Raw genomic sequence first — 15,057 nt, forward strand, 5'->3', positions numbered from 1 at the left:
GCGCTTGACCATCGTCCTCACGGGGAATAGCGGCCAGACATGGCCAAGAAACCGCGCCCCGCCACGCCGCGCGTCATTGTCACGCGCCGCCTGCCTCCCAATGTCGAGGCGCGCATGGCCGAACTGTTCGACACCGTCTTCAACATCGGCGACGTGCCGATGGACCGGCCAGCGCTGACCCGCGCCATGGCGCAATGCGACGTGCTGGTCCCCGCGGTCACCGACCAGATCGACGCCGCGCTGATCGATGCGGCGCCCGAACGGCTGCAACTGATCGCCAGCTTCGGCAGCGGCGTCGACCATATCGACCTCAATGCCGCGCGGAAGAAGGGGATCATCGTCACCAACACGCCCGGCGTTCTGACCGAGGATACGGCGGACATGACAATGGCGCTGATCCTGTCGGTGCCGCGCCGCCTGGCGGAGGGGGAGAAGCTGGTGCGATCCGGCGCGTGGACCGGCTGGAGCCCCTCGGGCATGCTGGGGCATCGCATCGGCGGCAAGAAGCTGGGCATCATCGGCATGGGCCGCATCGGCCGCGCCGTCGCCCGCCGCGCGGCGGCCTTTGGCCTGTCCATCGCCTACCACAACCGCCATCGCCTGCCTTTCGAGGTCGAACAGGAATTGCAGGCCCATTGGCACGAGGATGTCGATTCCCTGCTGGCGGCAAGCGACATCGTGTCGATACATTGTCCGCTCAATGCCGACAGCCGGGCGATGATCGATGCCCGGCGGATCGCGCTGATGCGGCCCGATGCCTATCTGATCAATACGTCGCGGGCAGAGATCACGGATGAATCCGCCCTGATCGGCGCGCTCGCGGAAGGACGGATCGCGGGGGCGGGGCTGGACGTCTACACCCATGAGCCGGCTGTTGATCCGCGCCTGCTGGACCTTTCGAACGTCGTGCTGCTGCCGCATATGGGGTCCGCCACCATCGAAGGTCGCGACGCCACGGGAGCACGGGTGATCGCCAATATCCGCAGCTGGGTCGATGGCCATCGACCGCCCAATCAGGTGCTGGAAGGCTGGGTCTGATCCGGTCGTTGCGATAGCGGATTACAGGCGGCAGCCGGTTCTGGTCCCTCGCTCTGCCCGGTTCAGGGAACCGCGAATGTCAGCGACGGACTACTCGCTCCCCGCCGTCGCCCATCCAACTTTTATTGCCCAAATCCCGAAGCACGGGCCAGCGTCACGGCTTCCCGCGCGGCCGCGAGCAGTGCGCCGCTTTTCGCCTCGCATTCCCGCTGCTCATATTCCGGCGTCGAATCCGCGACGATGCCGGCGCCCGCCTGCACGTGCATCACCCCGTCCTTGAGGACCGCCGTGCGCAGGACGATGCAGCTGTCCATATTGCCGTCCGGCCCGAAATAGCCGACGCCGCCGGCATAGGCGCCCCGCGTTTCCGGTTCCAGTTCCGCGATGATCTCGCAGGCCCGCACCTTGGGCGCACCCGACACCGTGCCGGCCGGAAAGCCCGCGAACAGGGCATCCAGCGCGTCCTTGCCGGGTGCCAGCCGTCCTACCACGTTCGACACGATATGCATCACATGGCTGTAGAATTCGACGCTGTAGCTGTCCGTCACCGTCACGCTGCCCGCCGTCGCCACCCGGCCCACATCGTTGCGGCCCAGGTCCAGCAGCATCAGATGTTCCGCCCGTTCCTTGGGATCGGCCAGCAGGCTTTCGCGATTGGCCGCGTCCTCGACGGCATTGCGGCCGCGCGGACGGGTGCCGGCGATCGGCCTGATCGTCACTTCGCCATCACGCGCCCGGACCAGGATTTCCGGACTCGACCCGATCAGGGCGAAGCCGGGCAGGTCGAGATAATAGAGGAAGGGCGAGGGATTGATCCGTCGCAAGGCCCGGTAAAGCGCGATGGGCGGCAGGGTGAAGGGACTGGTGAAGCGCTGCGCCAGCACCACCTGGAAAATGTCGCCCGCGACGATATAGTCCTTCGCCTTCTCGACCATCGCGGCATAGCGCCCGGGTTCCAGCATTGGCGTCACCGCGACATCGGCGATTTCGGCCGGGGCGGTCTGTGCGGGCAGGGGCGCCGCCAGCCGCGCGGCGACGGCGTCGATCCGTTCCAGCGCCTGTTCGACGGCGCGGTCGGCATCGGCAAAGCTGCCCTTCCAAACGGGCGCGACCAGGAACAGCGCGTCGGCCAGCCGGTCGAACACCAATATGACGGTCGGCCGCACGAACAGCATGTCCGGCAAGGCGATCGAATTTTCGGGAGGACGCGGCAACTTCTCCACCAGCCCGACCGTCTCATAGCCGAAATAGCCCACCAGACAGGCCAGGGCGGCGGGCAGGACGGGGTCAAGCTCCGCCCGGCATTCCGCGACCAGCGCCCGCAGCGCGTCGAGCGCATCGGCCTCTTCCGGCACGAAGGCATCCCGATCGGTCGCCCATTGCCGGTTGATCTCCGCCGCATGACCCTGCGCACGGAAAACAAGGTCGGGGGCCAGGCCGATCAGGCTGTGACGGCCCCGCACCGCCCCGCCTTCGACCGATTCCAGCAGGAAGTCGCCGCGATCGGCCTCGAACAATTTGAGCGCGGCGGAGATCGGCGTATCGGTGTCGGCAATCTGGCGCCGCCACACCAGCGCGGATTGTCCCGCCGCCAGTGCCCTGCGTGCGCTTTCTATGCCGTCCATTGCCGCCGGTCCCCCTGCGCCCATCTTACTGACCGCTGCCATTGGCGCTGACCAGGGCGCGCTGGACGGAGGCGACGGCATTGGCATTGCGCTTCACGCCCAGTTCCTTCTCGACCGCGCGCTCGAACTGCTGGTCATATTCCTGGCCCACCACTTCACTGAGCTGGTCGCGAACCTGATTGACCAGCGCCTTGTCCGTGCCCGCATCGCCGCGCTTGATGCCGTTCAACTGCACGACGAAATAGCCGCGATCCTGCCCGGCCGGCAGCGTCTTCACGCTGTTGGTCGCCATGGTGAACAGCATGGCCACTTCCGCGGGGGGACGCTGGCCGTCGCGCATGATGTCGGCACGGCGCCCGCCCACCATCTGCGGCTTGGGCAGGGCGATGCCGGCGGAGGCGACCGCCTGGTCCAGCGTCATGCCCTTGGCGACCTTGGCGCGGATCTGCTCGGCCAGCACCTTGGCCTTTTCATTGCCCTGGGCGAGCTTGTACTGCATCGCCACCAGCGGCTTGACTTTGGCAAGCGGCGGCGGCGCAGGGGCCTGTATGTCGCCGGGCGCAACCAGCGCGTAACGCTTGTCCGCCGCGATCGGCACCAGTTGCGCGTCATCGTCCTGGCTCATGCCGAAGACAGGGGCAAGCAGCGGCTTCACGTCGGCCGGCACCTGATAGGCCGCATCCTCTACCTGCTTGCCGGAGGAAAGGAGGAACGGCGTCGTTTCCAGCTTCAGGCCGTTGTCCTTCACGACTTCCTCGAAGCTGCCGCCATTGGCGATCTGATCCTCGATCTTGCCGGTGAAGTCGTTGAGCAGCCGCTTCTCCTTCTGGGCGCGCAGCGTGGTGACGATCTCGTCCCGCGCGGCGGCCAGGGCACGGGCAGGGGTCGTCCTGACCGCCGTGACCCGCAGCAGCACCCAGCCCAGCGATCCGCGCAGCGGCCCGACCAGATCGCCCTGCTTCGCGGCAAAGCCCGCATCGGCGACGGAGGCGGACGCTGCGGCGGCCAGCTTCTCGCGGCTCTGGTCGGCCAGTTCGGCGACCGAAAGGCCGGCCGATTGCGCCGCTGCGGCGAGCGACTTGCCGCCCTTCACCTGCTCCGCGATCGCCTTTGCCGCCGCTTGCGTCGGCAGGATCAACTGCTCGAAGCTGCGGCTTTCCTTCGCGGCATAGACGGCCTTGTTCTGGTTGTAATAGCCCGCGATCTCCGCATCGGTGGGCTGTGCCGCCTGGGCGAAGCGTTCGGCGTCGATCACCGCATAGCGGATGCGGCGTTGTTCCGGGATCGTATAGCGCGCGGCATTCTTCTTGTAGAAATCGCCGAGTTGCGCGTCGGTCGGCTCCGCGATGTCCTTGAACGCCGTCGCGGGGACAAGGGCGATGGTGCCCTGACGCGCCTCCAGCAGCAGCGAGGCATAGGGCAGCACCAGGGAATCGGTCAGCTTCACGCCCAGTCCCAGCGGCGCCAGCATCTGCCGCTCCAATATCTCGCGGCTGATGTCATCGCGCAGCGCCTGCTCGGTGATCCGCTCGCGCAGCAGCAATTGCCGGAAATTTTCCTGGCTGAAATTGCCCGCTGCGTCCTGGAAGGCGGGAATCTGCGCGATCTGGGCGTCGACGAGCCGCTTGGAGATATGAACCTTCTGGTCGCTTGCATATTCCTTCAGCGTCAGGGACGCGACAAGCTGGTCATAGACCTGCGCCGCGCCGCCCTGCGCCAGGAAATCGCCGATCTGCAACCCCGGATTGGACCGGCGCGCATTTTCGAACACGCGCTGCACACGGTCCTGGAATTCGGTCATGGTCAGGCGCGCGCCGCCTGCCTTGGCGGCGGTTTCGCCGCCTCCAAGGGACGATCCGAACTTGCCGCTCGTAATGTCCCCCATGATGAAGGCGGCCGCGATGATCCCCAGGAATATCAGCGCAGCAAAGGCGCCGAATTTGGAGTGGATGAAACGGCGAAAGACTGAAAGCATGGAGGAAAGTCCGTAAAAGCGGCTTTGATGGCGGCCCGCTTTAAGGGCGGATCGTCGCGCGGGCAAGGGGCGCTGGGGCTGCAAGGCTGGACAAATGGCCGCACGCCGTTCATCGGCTCGGCCAACCCGGCGGTTCGGATTGGAGAGCTGCGCCGCAGGGGACCGTGCAGCAATAAACAATAAGGGGAAAGATCGATGAGCAGGCGGAAGCTGATTGTCGGTAACTGGAAGATGAACGGCCTGCGCGCCCAGCTGGGCGAGGTGGAGGCGATCGGCGCCCTGGCGCGCGACTATCCGGCGGTGGAGGTCGGGCTGTGCCTGCCCGCGACGCTGATCGCGGCGGCGGACGGCGTCAAGGGTGCGGCCTTCATCGGCGCGCAGGACTGCCACATGAAGGAAAGCGGCGCGCATACCGGCTGCCTGTCCGCGGCCATGCTGGCGGAGGCAGGGGCAAGCTGGACCATCGTCGGCCATAGCGAACGGCGACAGGACCAGGGCGAAACCGACGCCGACATCGCGGCAAAGGCGCTGGCGGCGCGGGCCGCGGGTCTGAAGGTCATCCTCTGCGTGGGCGAAAGCCTCGACGTGCGCGACGCCGGCAATGCGGAGGCGGTGGTTGCGGCGCAATTGCTGGCCTCCCTGCCGGATGGAGCGGCGGCGGACTGGCTGGCCATCGCCTATGAACCGATCTGGGCCATCGGCACGGGCCGAATCCCCACCATGGAAGCGGTCGCCGCGATGCACGCTGCCCTGCGCGCCACTCTTGCGGGCAGGATCGGCGCGCAGGCGGACGCGACGCGAATCCTCTATGGCGGATCGATGAACGGCGACAATGCGGCGGAGCTTCTGGCGCTGGCCGACGTCGACGGCGGCCTGATCGGCGGCGCGAGCCTTGCGGCGGCGAAATTCGCTCCGGTGATCGCGGCTGCCGCCTGACCGCCGACGGATGACAATCCCCTCCCGCCTGTGGGAGGGGGGCGGGAAAGACAGGGGCGGTTGCCCCCGCGCCCTATCATCGCTATGTGCGCGGCAACGCTCCCTTTACCGGACAGATATTCGTCTCATGTTCACCTTCCTCCTCGTCGTGCAGGCCCTTGTCGCTGCCCTGCTTGTCACCGTCATCCTGATGCAGAAGTCGGAAGGCGGCGGCCTGGGCGTCGGCGGCAGCCCGGCGGGGTTCATGTCGGCGCGCGGCGCGGCGGATTTCCTGACGCGCTCGACCACGGTTCTCGCCGGCATCTTCGTGACGCTGTCGATCGTGCTGGCGGTGATCGCCTCCATCCAGCACCGGCCGAGCGACATCGACACCTCGCTGGTGAAGCAGGCGCCCCAGGCTCCGACATCTTCTCCGGCGTCCGCGCCGGCCCCGGCGACCGGCAAGGATCCGCTGGCGGGCGCCGCCGGCGCGGCGAGCGGCAAGGCTTCCAACGGCGCTGTCCCGCTCGCCAACTAGGCGCGCGACACTCCCAATTTCGCTTTTTTCGCACGCGCGATGATTCGCGCGCTTGCCCAACTCGTTTGTAAAAGGCTAAGCCTCTCCCCCCATGGCGCGGTATATTTTCATCACCGGCGGCGTGGTCTCCTCGCTTGGCAAGGGCCTGATGGCCGCTTCGCTCGCAGCACTGCTGCAGGCGCGAGGTTTCCGTGTGCGCATTCGGAAATTCGATCCTTATCTCAACGTCGATCCGGGCACGATGAGCCCGTATCAGCATGGCGAGGTCTATGTGACCGACGACGGGGCGGAAACCGACCTCGACCTTGGTCATTATGAGCGCTTCACCGGCGTTTCCGCGCGGCAGTCGGACAATGTGACGCAGGGCCGGGTCTATCAGACCATCATCCAGCGGGAACGGCGCGGCGACTATCTGGGCGCGACGGTCCAGGTGATCCCGCACGTCACGGACGAGATCAAGGCCTTTGCCATGGCCGAATCCGATGATCTCGATTTCGTGCTGTGCGAGATTGGCGGCACCGTGGGCGACATCGAATCGCTGCCCTTCATGGAGGCGATCCGCCAGCTCCATAACGACCTTGGCCGCGGCCGGTCGATCTTCGTCCATGTGACGCTGGTCCCCTATATAGCGGCGGCGGGCGAACTGAAGACGAAGCCGACCCAGCACAGCGTGCGCGAACTGACGTCGCTGGGCATCCAGCCCGACATATTGCTCTGCCGCTGCGAACATCCGCTGCCGGAAAGCGAGCGGCGCAAGATCGCCCTGTTCTGCAATGTCCGCCCCGAAGCGGTGATCCCGGCGCTTGACGCCAGCAGCATCTACGCGGTCCCGATGCAATATCATGCAGAGGGGCTGGACGACGAAGTGCTGCGCGCCTTCGGCATGGAGGGCGCGTCCGCGCCCAAGCTCGACCGCTGGCACGACATCATGGACCGGCAGCAGAATCTGGAGGGCGAAGTCACCATCGGCGTCGTCGGCAAATATGTCGGCCTGCCCGATGCCTACAAGTCGCTATATGAAGCGCTGACCCATGGCGGCCTCGCCAATCGGGTCAAGGTCAACATCAAATGGCTCGACGCCGAACTGTTCGAGGAAGAGGGCGCGGACATCGCCGCTCGCCTGGAGCCGATGCACGGCATCCTCGTCCCCGGCGGCTTCGGCGTGCGCGGGTCGGAGGGGAAGATCGCCTCGGTCAAATTCGCCCGCGAACGCAACGTGCCCTTTTTCGGCATCTGCCTGGGCATGCAGATGGCCTGCATCGAAGGCGCGCGGAACACGGCGGGAATCGCGAACGCCTCCACCACGGAGTTCGGCGAAACCAGCGAGCCGGTGGTCGGCCTCATCACCGAATGGATGAGCAAGGAAGGCCTGCAGAAGCGTACCGCCGAAACCGACCTGGGCGGCACCATGCGGCTTGGCGCCTATCCGGCCAGGCTCGCTGGCAACAGCGTGGTGGCGGGCATTTACGGCGCGACCGAAATCAGCGAGCGGCACCGCCATCGCTATGAGGTCAATGCCGGCTATCGCGAGCCGCTGGAAAAGGGCGGCCTCATCTTCTCGGGCATGTCGCCGGACGGCACGCTGCCGGAAATCGTCGAACGCCCCGATCATCACTGGTTTGTCGGCGTGCAGTTCCACCCCGAACTCAAGTCCAAGCCCTTCGACCCGCATCCGCTCTTTGCCAGCTTCATCGAAGCGGCGGTGAAGCAGAGCCGGCTGGTATAAAGGAGGATCGGGGCCGGAATGGCCCCGTTTCACCCTAACCCTGGGCAGGCGTCAACTTCAACAACCGCCCCTCAGAACCCCGCCCGCCATCCTCCAGCAGCCAGAGCGCGCCATCCGGCCCTTGCTCCACCTCCCGGATTCGCGCGCCCATGTCCCACTGGTCCGCCTTGGACGCATTGTCCCCGTCCAGCTTCACCCGTATCAGCGCCTGGCTCGACAGCCCGCCGATGAACAGCGACCCCTTCCATTGCGGGAACAGGTCGCCCGAATAATAAACCAGCCCCGCCGGCGAGATGACCGGGTTCCACCAGAGCTTGGGCGCCTCATAGCCATCGCCTGCCTTGTGGTCGGGAATGTCCCGCCCGTCATAATGGCTGCCATTGGAAACCCGCGGATAGCCATAGTTGAGGCCGGGCTTGATCAGGTTCACCTCATCGCCGCCCTTCGGCCCCATTTCCTGTTCCCACAGCCGCCCGTCCTTGTCGAAGGCGATCCCCAGCAGATTGCGATGGCCATAGGACCAGACCGCCGGATGAAAGCCCTTCGCCGCCAGCGGATTGCCCGCCGCCGGGGTGCCGTCCAGGTTCAGCCGCAGCACCTTGCCCAATGTCGACTTGGGATCCTGCGCGGGATCGAATTTCTGCCGCTCGCCATTGGTGAAGAACAGATATCTGCCGTCCGGCGAGAAGGCGATCCGCCCGGAATAATGGCCGTTTCCATCCACATACTGGCTTGCGCGGAAGATCACCTTCACGCCGTCCAGCTTCGTCGTCCCATCGCTCGCCTGGTGGAAGGCGCCGGTGGCGAGCGCCACGCCCTTGCCGCCCTGACCCGCCTCGGAAAAGCTGAAATAGACCGCCCGGTTCCGCGCGAAATCGGGCGCCAGCACCACGTCCATCAGCGCGCCCTGACCTTCGCTGTCGACCGGCGGAATACCTGCGACGGGAATTTTCGTTCCGTTCTTCGGATCGAACAGGATCATCTCGCCCGCCTTTTCGGTGACCAGCATCCGCCCGTCGGGCATGAAGGTCATGGCCCAGGGCGCATCGAAATCCGCGATCACGGAGGTCTTGAACGGCTTCGTCGCGGAGGTGGTGCTGTTCTGCCCCACGGCATTGTCAGCCGAACAGGCGATCAGGGCCAGCGGCAGGGCAGTCAGGGCAAGATGGCGCATATCGTCTCCTCCGGGGCTGAATTTCGGCGCTGATGACGCTAACAGAAGGCTTATCAAATGCCTCGCGACAAATAATGTTGCAGCTTTGCGGCATCCCGCCTATATCGCCCCTGCTTCCTTACATCGTCAAACATGTCGGGGTCGCGGGCGGATCGCCTGCGGCGACGGGAAGCTGCAATTTTGTTCTTTTGGAGACCCCATGGCGGACATCGCCGAACTGACAGCCCTGATCGAACCGGAGGTGAAGGCCTTGGGCTTCGACCTCGTGCGCATCAAGCTGTTCGGCTCGGGTGACGAGTATACGCTGCAGATCATGGCCGAGCGGCCGGAGACGAAGCAGCTCGTCATTGAGGATTGCGCCGCCATCTCCCGCCGCCTGTCCGACGTGCTGGACGAAGCCGACCCGATCGAGGAGGCCTATCGCCTCGAAGTCAGCTCGCCCGGTATCGACCGTCCGCTGACCCGCCTCACCGATTTTCTCGAATGGGCCGGGCATGAGGCGAAGATTTCCGCCACCGAAGCCGTCGGGGGCCGCAAGAGCTTCCGTGGTGTTCTGAACGGGATAGAGGGGGAGGGCGTTCTCTTCACCGACGTCAAGGCGGGCGATGTGGTGATCCCCTTCGCATTGGTGGGCGACGCCAAGCTGATACTGACCGACGCATTGATTTCTGCTAGCATGCCGCTCTCCTCCGATGGGGCGGACGAGTTCGAAACCGAAGAATAAGGGTTTACGACCATGGCCAACGCCATTTCCGCCAACAAGGCCGAGCTGCTCGCCATTGCGAACAGCGTCGCCAGCGAGAAGATGATCGACAAGGCGATCGTCATCGAGGCGATGGAAGACGCGATCCAGCGCGCAGCCCGCGCCCGTTACGGCGCGGAGAACGACATCCGCGCCAAGCTGGACCCGGACACCGGCGACCTTCGTCTCTGGAGAGTCGTGGAGGTGGTCGAGCAGGTCGACGACTATTTCAAGCAGGTCGACCTGAAGCAGGCTACCAAGCTGAAGAAGGACGCGGTCGTGGGCGACTTCATCGTCGATCCGCTGCCGCCCATCGACCTTGGTCGCATCGACGCCCAGTCGGCCAAGCAGGTGATCTTCCAGAAGGTCCGCGACGCAGAGCGCGAGCGCCAGCATGAGGAATTCAAGGACCGCGTGGGTGAGATCATCACCGGCGTCGTCAAGTCCGTCGAATTCGGCCATGTCGTCGTCAATCTCGGCCGGGCCGAGGGCGTCATCCGCCGCGACCAGCAGATCCCCCGCGAAGTCGTCCGCGTCGGCGACCGCATCCGCTCGGTGATCCTGAACGTCCGCCGCGAAAACCGCGGGCCGCAGATTTTCCTCAGCCGCGCGCATCCCGAATTCATGAAGAAGCTGTTCGCGCAGGAAGTGCCCGAAATCTACGACGGGGTGATCGAGATCAAGGCCGCCGCCCGCGATCCGGGCAGCCGCGCCAAGATCGGCGTCATCAGCCGCGATTCGAGCATCGACCCGGTCGGCGCCTGCGTCGGCATGAAGGGCAGCCGCGTGCAGGCCGTCGTGCAGGAAATGCAGGGCGAGAAGATCGACATCATCCCCTGGTCGGAGGATACCGCGACCTTCGTCGTCAACGCGCTTCAGCCCGCGCAGGTCGCCCGCGTCGTCATCGATGAGGAAGAGGAACGCATCGAGGTCGTCGTCCCCGACGATCAGCTTTCGCTCGCCATCGGCCGTCGCGGCCAGAATGTCCGTCTCGCCAGCCAGCTGACCGGCAAGGCCATCGACATCATGACCGAGGCCGACGCGTCGGAGAAGCGCCAGAAGGAATTCGTCGCCCGTTCCGAACTGTTCCAGAACGAACTGGACGTCGACGAAACCCTCTCGCAGCTCCTCGTGGCCGAGGGCTTTGGCGAGCTGGAGGAAGTGGCCTATGTCGGCATCGACGAACTGGCCGCGATCGAGGGCTTTGACGAGGAACTGGCGCAGGAACTGCAAAGCCGCGCGCAGGAAGCGCTGGACCGCCGCGAGGCCGCTGCCCGCGAGGAGCGTCAGGCGCTGGGCGTCGAGGATGCGCTGGCCGACATGCCGCACCTTACAGAGGCGATGCTGGTGACGCTGGGCAAGGCGGGCATCAAGACGCTGGACGACCTGGCCGATCTGGCCACGGACGAACTGATCGCCAAGAAGCGCGTCGACCAGCGCCGCCGCCGCAACGAAGGCAGCGAGGACAAGGGCGGCATCCTGGCCGAATATGGCCTCAGTGAAGAGCAGGGCAATGAGATCATCATGGCCGCCCGCGCCCACTGGTTCGAAGACGAGGAAGCATAAGCGCAGATGCCGTTCGTCGATATCCGTCTGGCCGGAAACGCCACCCGCGAACAGAAGGCGGCCATCGTCGCCGACGTCACCCGGTCGCTCGTCGAGCGTCTCGGGAAGCCGGCCTCTGCCGTGCAGGTGGTGATTTCGGAAATCTCGATGGAAAATTACGGCTCGGCCGGCCAGCTCATGGCCGATCGGGTCGCGCCCCGGCCGACAGGGGAGGACGCCAATGCCGCGGTCACTTCCCAATGAGAGGCTAAGCGCTTCCCCAGCACTGACGGACAGCCGTGCTCCTGCGAAGGCAGGGGCCCAGTCCCAGGGTCGTGCGCACCCGAAAAGGTGGAACTGGATTCCTGCCCTGGCAGGAACAGGGATTTCGTTCGGGAAGGGCGCGTCATGACCGAACGCAAATGCATCCTGTCGGGCGACCGCGCCGACCCGGACATGCTCGTCCGCCTCGCCTGCGGCCCGAATGGTGAAATCCTGCCCGACATCCGCGCCAAGGCCCCCGGCCGTGGCGCCTGGATCGGAGTGTCCCGCGCGGAAGTCGAACAGGCGCTCGCCAGGGGCAAGCTCAAGGGCGCGCTCGCTCGGGCGTTCAAGACCGGCGACCTGCAAATCCCCGACAACCTCCCCGCGCTGATCGAGGACGGCCTGCGCAAGGCGCTGCTCGACCGGCTGGGACTGGAGGCGAAGGCGTCCATGGTCCTCACGGGCTCTGAAAAAATCGATGTCGCCTGCCGCAAGGGGGAGGTGACGATGCTGCTCCACGCCGCCGACGCCGCCCCCGACGGCAACCGCAAGCTCGACCAGGCTTTGCGCGTCGGGCAGGAGGCGGAAGGCACGGATTTGGCTGGCATCGTCTTGCCTGTGGACCGACACGCCCTATCTATGGCAATGGGACGGGACAATGTCGTCCATATCGCGGTGACCGACTCGCGTGCGGCGTCACGTCTGCGCGGCGCCATAGGCCGCTTGGAAAGCTATCTGGGTTGCGCTAACGGAGCGCCGGTGCATGGGGAGCAGGACTCCGCAGGGGCATTGGGCGCCTGAGTTGGTATTGGAATGCCTGAGTTGGCATTGGAATGAAGGCGCCGACGGGCCTTGCCGGTCGGGTTGATGTGAAGGGTATAGTTCAGTCGTATGAGTGACAGCAAGGAAGACAAGCCGGTTCTGGGCCGCAAGCCGCTGGGGATCAAGCGCACGGTCGAGTCCGGTCAGGTGCAGCAGCAGTTCAGCCACGGCCGCAAGAACACGGTCGTGGTTGAGGTGAAGCGGCGCCGCATCCTGGGCAAGCCGGGCGAAGCCGGCCACGCTGCGCCTGAACCGCAGGCTGATCCCACGCCCGCGGCTGCCCCCGCCGCTCCGGCGGCGCCCCAGCCGCAGGCGCGCGCGCCGCAGCCGGCTCCCGCACGCCCGGCCCCGCCGCAGAGCCTGATGTCCCGTCAGGAATTGCAGGCGAAGCTGCTGCGCGAGGCGGAGGAAGCCCGCATGTCCGCGCTGGAGGACGCGCGCCGTCGCGAAGACGCCCAGCGCCTTGCCGCAAGCGAGGAGGAAAAGCGCCGCGCCGAGGAAAATCGCCTGGCCGCAGAGGCTTCCGAGGCCGAAGTCGCGCGCCAGCCCGAAGTGGACGCGGGGACCGTCGAGGAAACGGCCAAGGCGAACGTTGAGGAAGCCGCGCCTGTCGCGGCCGATGCCCCGGCCGAGGCCGCGCCGGCCGCTGCCGAAACGAAGCCCGCAACGTCCACCATGCCCCCGCCGCGCCGCTTCACGCCGGTCGCCCCGGTCAAGCGCCCCGAACCGGCCAAGCCGGAGCGGGCCAAGCGCGGCGACGACAATCGCCGTCAGGCAGGCAAGCTCACCGTCACCCGCGCCCTCGCGGATGATGACAGCGCCCGCGCCCGCAGCCTCGCCGCGCTCAAGCGCGCCCGCGAGAAGGAACGCCGCGCCCATTATTCGGGCGGCGCCCAGCAGCGGGAAAAGCAGTCGCGCGACGTGGTGGTCCCCGAAAGCATCACTGTCCAGGAACTCGCCAACCGCATGGCCGAAAAGGGCGCGGACCTGGTGAAGGCCCTGTTCAAGATGGGCACCGCCGTCACGCTCAACCAGGCGATCGACCAGGATACGGCCGAATTGCTGGTGGAGGAATTCGGTCACCGCATCCAGCGCGTGTCCGATGCCGACGTCGAAATCGGCATGGAGGGTGAGGTTGACGCACCCGAAACGCTGAAGTCGCGTCCGCCGGTCGTGACCATCATGGGCCATGTCGACCACGGCAAGACCTCTCTGCTCGACGCGCTGCGCGGCACCAATGTCGTGTCCGGCGAAAGCGGCGGCATCACCCAGCATATCGGCGCCTATCAGATCAAGGCGAAGAGCGGCGACATCATCACCTTCCTCGATACGCCGGGTCACGAGGCTTTCTCGGAAATGCGCGCCCGCGGCGCCAACGTCACCGACATCGTCATCCTGGTGGTGGCGGCGGACGACGGCCTGATGCCGCAGACGATCGAAGCCATCAACCATACCAAGGCGGCCGGCGTTCCGATGATCGTCGCGATCAACAAGTGCGACAAGCCCGATGCCAATCCGCAGAAGGTGCGCGAGCGCCTGCTGAGCGAGGAGGTCGTGGTCGAGGATATGGGCGGCGACGTCCAGGACGTGGAGGTTTCGGCACTCAAGAAGACCGGCCTTGACGAGCTGATCGAAAAGATCCTGCTCCAGGCCGAGTTGCTCGAACTGACCGCCAATCCGGATCGCGCCGCCGAAGGCAATGTTATCGAGGCGCAGCTCGACAAGGGTCGCGGCGCCGTTGCCACCGTTCTGGTGCGCAAGGGTACGCTGAAGATCGGCGACACTTTCGTCATCGGCTCGGAAAGCGGCAAGGTCCGCGCGATGATCAACGACAAGGGCCAGCAGGTGAAGGTCGCTGGTCCCTCGACGCCGGTCGAGGTGCTGGGTCTCTCCGGCGTGCCGATGGCGGGCGACCAGCTCACCGTTGTCGAGAATGAGGCGCGCGCCCGCGAAGTCGCCGCCTATCGTCAGGAACAGGCGACCAAGAAGCGCACCACTGCCGCGCCGACCAGCTTCGAGCACATGTTCTCGGCGCTCAACACGACCGTCATCGAATATCCGGTGGTGGTGAAGGGGGACGTGCAGGGCTCGGTCGAAGCGATCGTGTCGTCGCTGAACCGCATTTCGACCGACGAGATCAAGGTGCGCATCCTGCATTCGGGTGTCGGCGCGATCACCGAGAGCGACGTCACGCTGGCCGCCGCCAGCCGCGCGCCGCTGATCGGCTTCAACGTCCGTCCCAATGCCAAGGCGCGCCAGTTGGCGGAGCGCGAGAAGATCTCGCTGCGCTATTATGACGTGATCTACGACCTGCTCGAAGAGGTTCGCGGCGAAATGGCGGGCCAGCTTGCCCCCGAACGCATCGAAACCATCGTCGGCCGGGCCGAGGTGCTTCAGGTCTTCCCCGCGGGCAAGAAGGACAAGGCGGCGGGCCTGCTCGTCCTCGACGGCATCATCCGCAAGGGACTGTCCGCGCGCCTTACCCGCGACGATGTCATCGTGTCGCGCACCAACATCGCCTCGCTCCGTCGCTTCAAGGACGACGTGGCCGAAGTCCGCGCCGGCATGGAGTGCGGCGCGGTCCTTCAGGACACGAACGACATCAAGCCTGGCGACACGCTCGAGCTGTTCGAGGTCGAGGAACGCGCCCGGACGCTGTAACAACAGCGCGCGCGACGCGGCGCGGAGGAAAA

The 15,057-nt window shown here is 65.9% G+C and carries 12 protein-coding genes; 9 read left to right on the plus strand and 3 right to left on the minus strand.

Features of this window, described 5'->3' with window-relative positions; genetic code table 11:
* The first annotated feature begins 39 nt into the window (after positions 1-39).
* On the plus strand, positions 40-1,038 hold the full coding sequence (locus MRBLSP13_RS08485) for a 2-hydroxyacid dehydrogenase (protein WP_363735174.1): 999 nt from the start codon (positions 40-42) through the stop codon (positions 1,036-1,038).
* Positions 1,039-1,160: 122 nt separating this feature from the next.
* Here MRBLSP13_RS08485 and trpE read toward each other — a convergent pair whose 3' ends face one another.
* Positions 1,161-2,663, minus strand: coding sequence for an anthranilate synthase component I (trpE, locus tag MRBLSP13_RS08490; RefSeq protein WP_363735400.1), 1,503 nt, complete (start codon positions 2,661-2,663; stop codon positions 1,161-1,163).
* Between the two features lie 25 nt (positions 2,664-2,688).
* A complete protein-coding gene (locus MRBLSP13_RS08495) occupies positions 2,689-4,638 on the minus strand; it encodes a peptidylprolyl isomerase (RefSeq protein ID WP_363753947.1) in 1,950 nt (649 codons plus the stop codon).
* A 195-nt stretch (positions 4,639-4,833) separates the two neighbouring features.
* On the opposite strand from MRBLSP13_RS08495, the gene tpiA reads away from it, so the two are divergent.
* The 3 genes from tpiA to MRBLSP13_RS08510 all read left to right on the plus strand — a co-directional run bounded on the left by tpiA (position 4,834) and on the right by MRBLSP13_RS08510 (position 7,817).
* Positions 4,834-5,574: a triose-phosphate isomerase gene (gene tpiA, locus MRBLSP13_RS08500; RefSeq protein WP_363735172.1), complete on the plus strand. Its 741-nt coding sequence runs from the start codon at positions 4,834-4,836 to the stop codon at positions 5,572-5,574.
* Positions 5,575-5,701: 127 nt separating this feature from the next.
* Positions 5,702-6,091, plus strand: a complete 390-nt coding sequence (secG, locus tag MRBLSP13_RS08505) for a preprotein translocase subunit SecG (protein ID WP_363735171.1) — start codon at positions 5,702-5,704, stop codon at positions 6,089-6,091.
* A gap of 91 nt (positions 6,092-6,182) precedes the next feature.
* Complete coding sequence (locus tag MRBLSP13_RS08510) at positions 6,183-7,817, plus strand: CTP synthase (protein WP_363735170.1); 1,635 nt, start codon at positions 6,183-6,185, stop codon at positions 7,815-7,817.
* A gap of 34 nt (positions 7,818-7,851) precedes the next feature.
* Here the strand turns inward: MRBLSP13_RS08510 and MRBLSP13_RS08515 are convergent, their stop codons facing one another.
* On the minus strand, positions 7,852-8,991 hold the full coding sequence (locus MRBLSP13_RS08515; RefSeq protein WP_363753950.1) for a PQQ-dependent sugar dehydrogenase: 1,140 nt from the start codon (positions 8,989-8,991) through the stop codon (positions 7,852-7,854).
* 199 nt (positions 8,992-9,190) lie between these two features.
* On the opposite strand from MRBLSP13_RS08515, the gene rimP reads away from it, so the two are divergent.
* The 5 genes from rimP (at position 9,191) to infB (ending at position 15,025) form a co-directional block, all read left to right on the plus strand.
* Complete coding sequence (gene rimP, locus MRBLSP13_RS08520; RefSeq protein WP_363753952.1) at positions 9,191-9,715, plus strand: ribosome maturation protein RimP; 525 nt, start codon at positions 9,191-9,193, stop codon at positions 9,713-9,715.
* A 12-nt stretch (positions 9,716-9,727) separates the two neighbouring features.
* On the plus strand, positions 9,728-11,299 hold the full coding sequence (gene nusA / locus MRBLSP13_RS08525) for a transcription termination factor NusA (RefSeq protein WP_363735168.1): 1,572 nt from the start codon (positions 9,728-9,730) through the stop codon (positions 11,297-11,299).
* 6 nt (positions 11,300-11,305) lie between these two features.
* Positions 11,306-11,542 carry a tautomerase family protein gene (locus MRBLSP13_RS08530; protein ID WP_133651790.1) on the plus strand — a complete coding sequence of 79 codons (237 nt, stop codon included), beginning with the start codon at positions 11,306-11,308 and terminating at the stop codon, positions 11,540-11,542.
* A 144-nt stretch (positions 11,543-11,686) separates the two neighbouring features.
* Positions 11,687-12,343 carry a DUF448 domain-containing protein gene (locus MRBLSP13_RS08535; protein ID WP_363735166.1) on the plus strand — a complete coding sequence of 219 codons (657 nt, stop codon included), beginning with the start codon at positions 11,687-11,689 and terminating at the stop codon, positions 12,341-12,343.
* Between the two features lie 90 nt (positions 12,344-12,433).
* Positions 12,434-15,025 (plus strand): translation initiation factor IF-2, encoded by a 2,592-nt coding sequence (gene infB, locus MRBLSP13_RS08540; RefSeq protein ID WP_363735165.1) that lies wholly within the window; start codon positions 12,434-12,436, stop codon positions 15,023-15,025.
* Positions 15,026-15,057 lie beyond the last annotated feature (32 nt).

This window comes from Sphingobium sp. LSP13-1-1.1 (assembly GCF_040676415.1).
Lineage (GTDB): Bacteria > Pseudomonadota > Alphaproteobacteria > Sphingomonadales > Sphingomonadaceae > Sphingobium.

Bases quoted from the DNA above. Each gene is read 5' to 3' on its own strand.
- MRBLSP13_RS08485 (WP_363735174.1), top strand. From the start codon at position 40: ATGGCCAAGAAACCGCGCCCCGCCACGCCGCGCGTCATTGTCACGCGC.
- trpE (WP_363735400.1), bottom strand. From the start codon at position 2,663: ATGGACGGCATAGAAAGCGCACGCAGGGCACTGGCGGCGGGACAATCC.
- MRBLSP13_RS08495 (WP_363753947.1), bottom strand. From the start codon at position 4,638: ATGCTTTCAGTCTTTCGCCGTTTCATCCACTCCAAATTCGGCGCCTTT.
- tpiA (WP_363735172.1), top strand. From the start codon at position 4,834: ATGAGCAGGCGGAAGCTGATTGTCGGTAACTGGAAGATGAACGGCCTG.
- secG (WP_363735171.1), top strand. From the start codon at position 5,702: ATGTTCACCTTCCTCCTCGTCGTGCAGGCCCTTGTCGCTGCCCTGCTT.
- MRBLSP13_RS08510 (WP_363735170.1), top strand. From the start codon at position 6,183: ATGGCGCGGTATATTTTCATCACCGGCGGCGTGGTCTCCTCGCTTGGC.
- MRBLSP13_RS08515 (WP_363753950.1), bottom strand. From the start codon at position 8,991: ATGCGCCATCTTGCCCTGACTGCCCTGCCGCTGGCCCTGATCGCCTGT.
- rimP (WP_363753952.1), top strand. From the start codon at position 9,191: ATGGCGGACATCGCCGAACTGACAGCCCTGATCGAACCGGAGGTGAAG.
- nusA (WP_363735168.1), top strand. From the start codon at position 9,728: ATGGCCAACGCCATTTCCGCCAACAAGGCCGAGCTGCTCGCCATTGCG.
- MRBLSP13_RS08530 (WP_133651790.1), top strand. From the start codon at position 11,306: ATGCCGTTCGTCGATATCCGTCTGGCCGGAAACGCCACCCGCGAACAG.
- MRBLSP13_RS08535 (WP_363735166.1), top strand. From the start codon at position 11,687: ATGACCGAACGCAAATGCATCCTGTCGGGCGACCGCGCCGACCCGGAC.
- infB (WP_363735165.1), top strand. From the start codon at position 12,434: ATGAGTGACAGCAAGGAAGACAAGCCGGTTCTGGGCCGCAAGCCGCTG.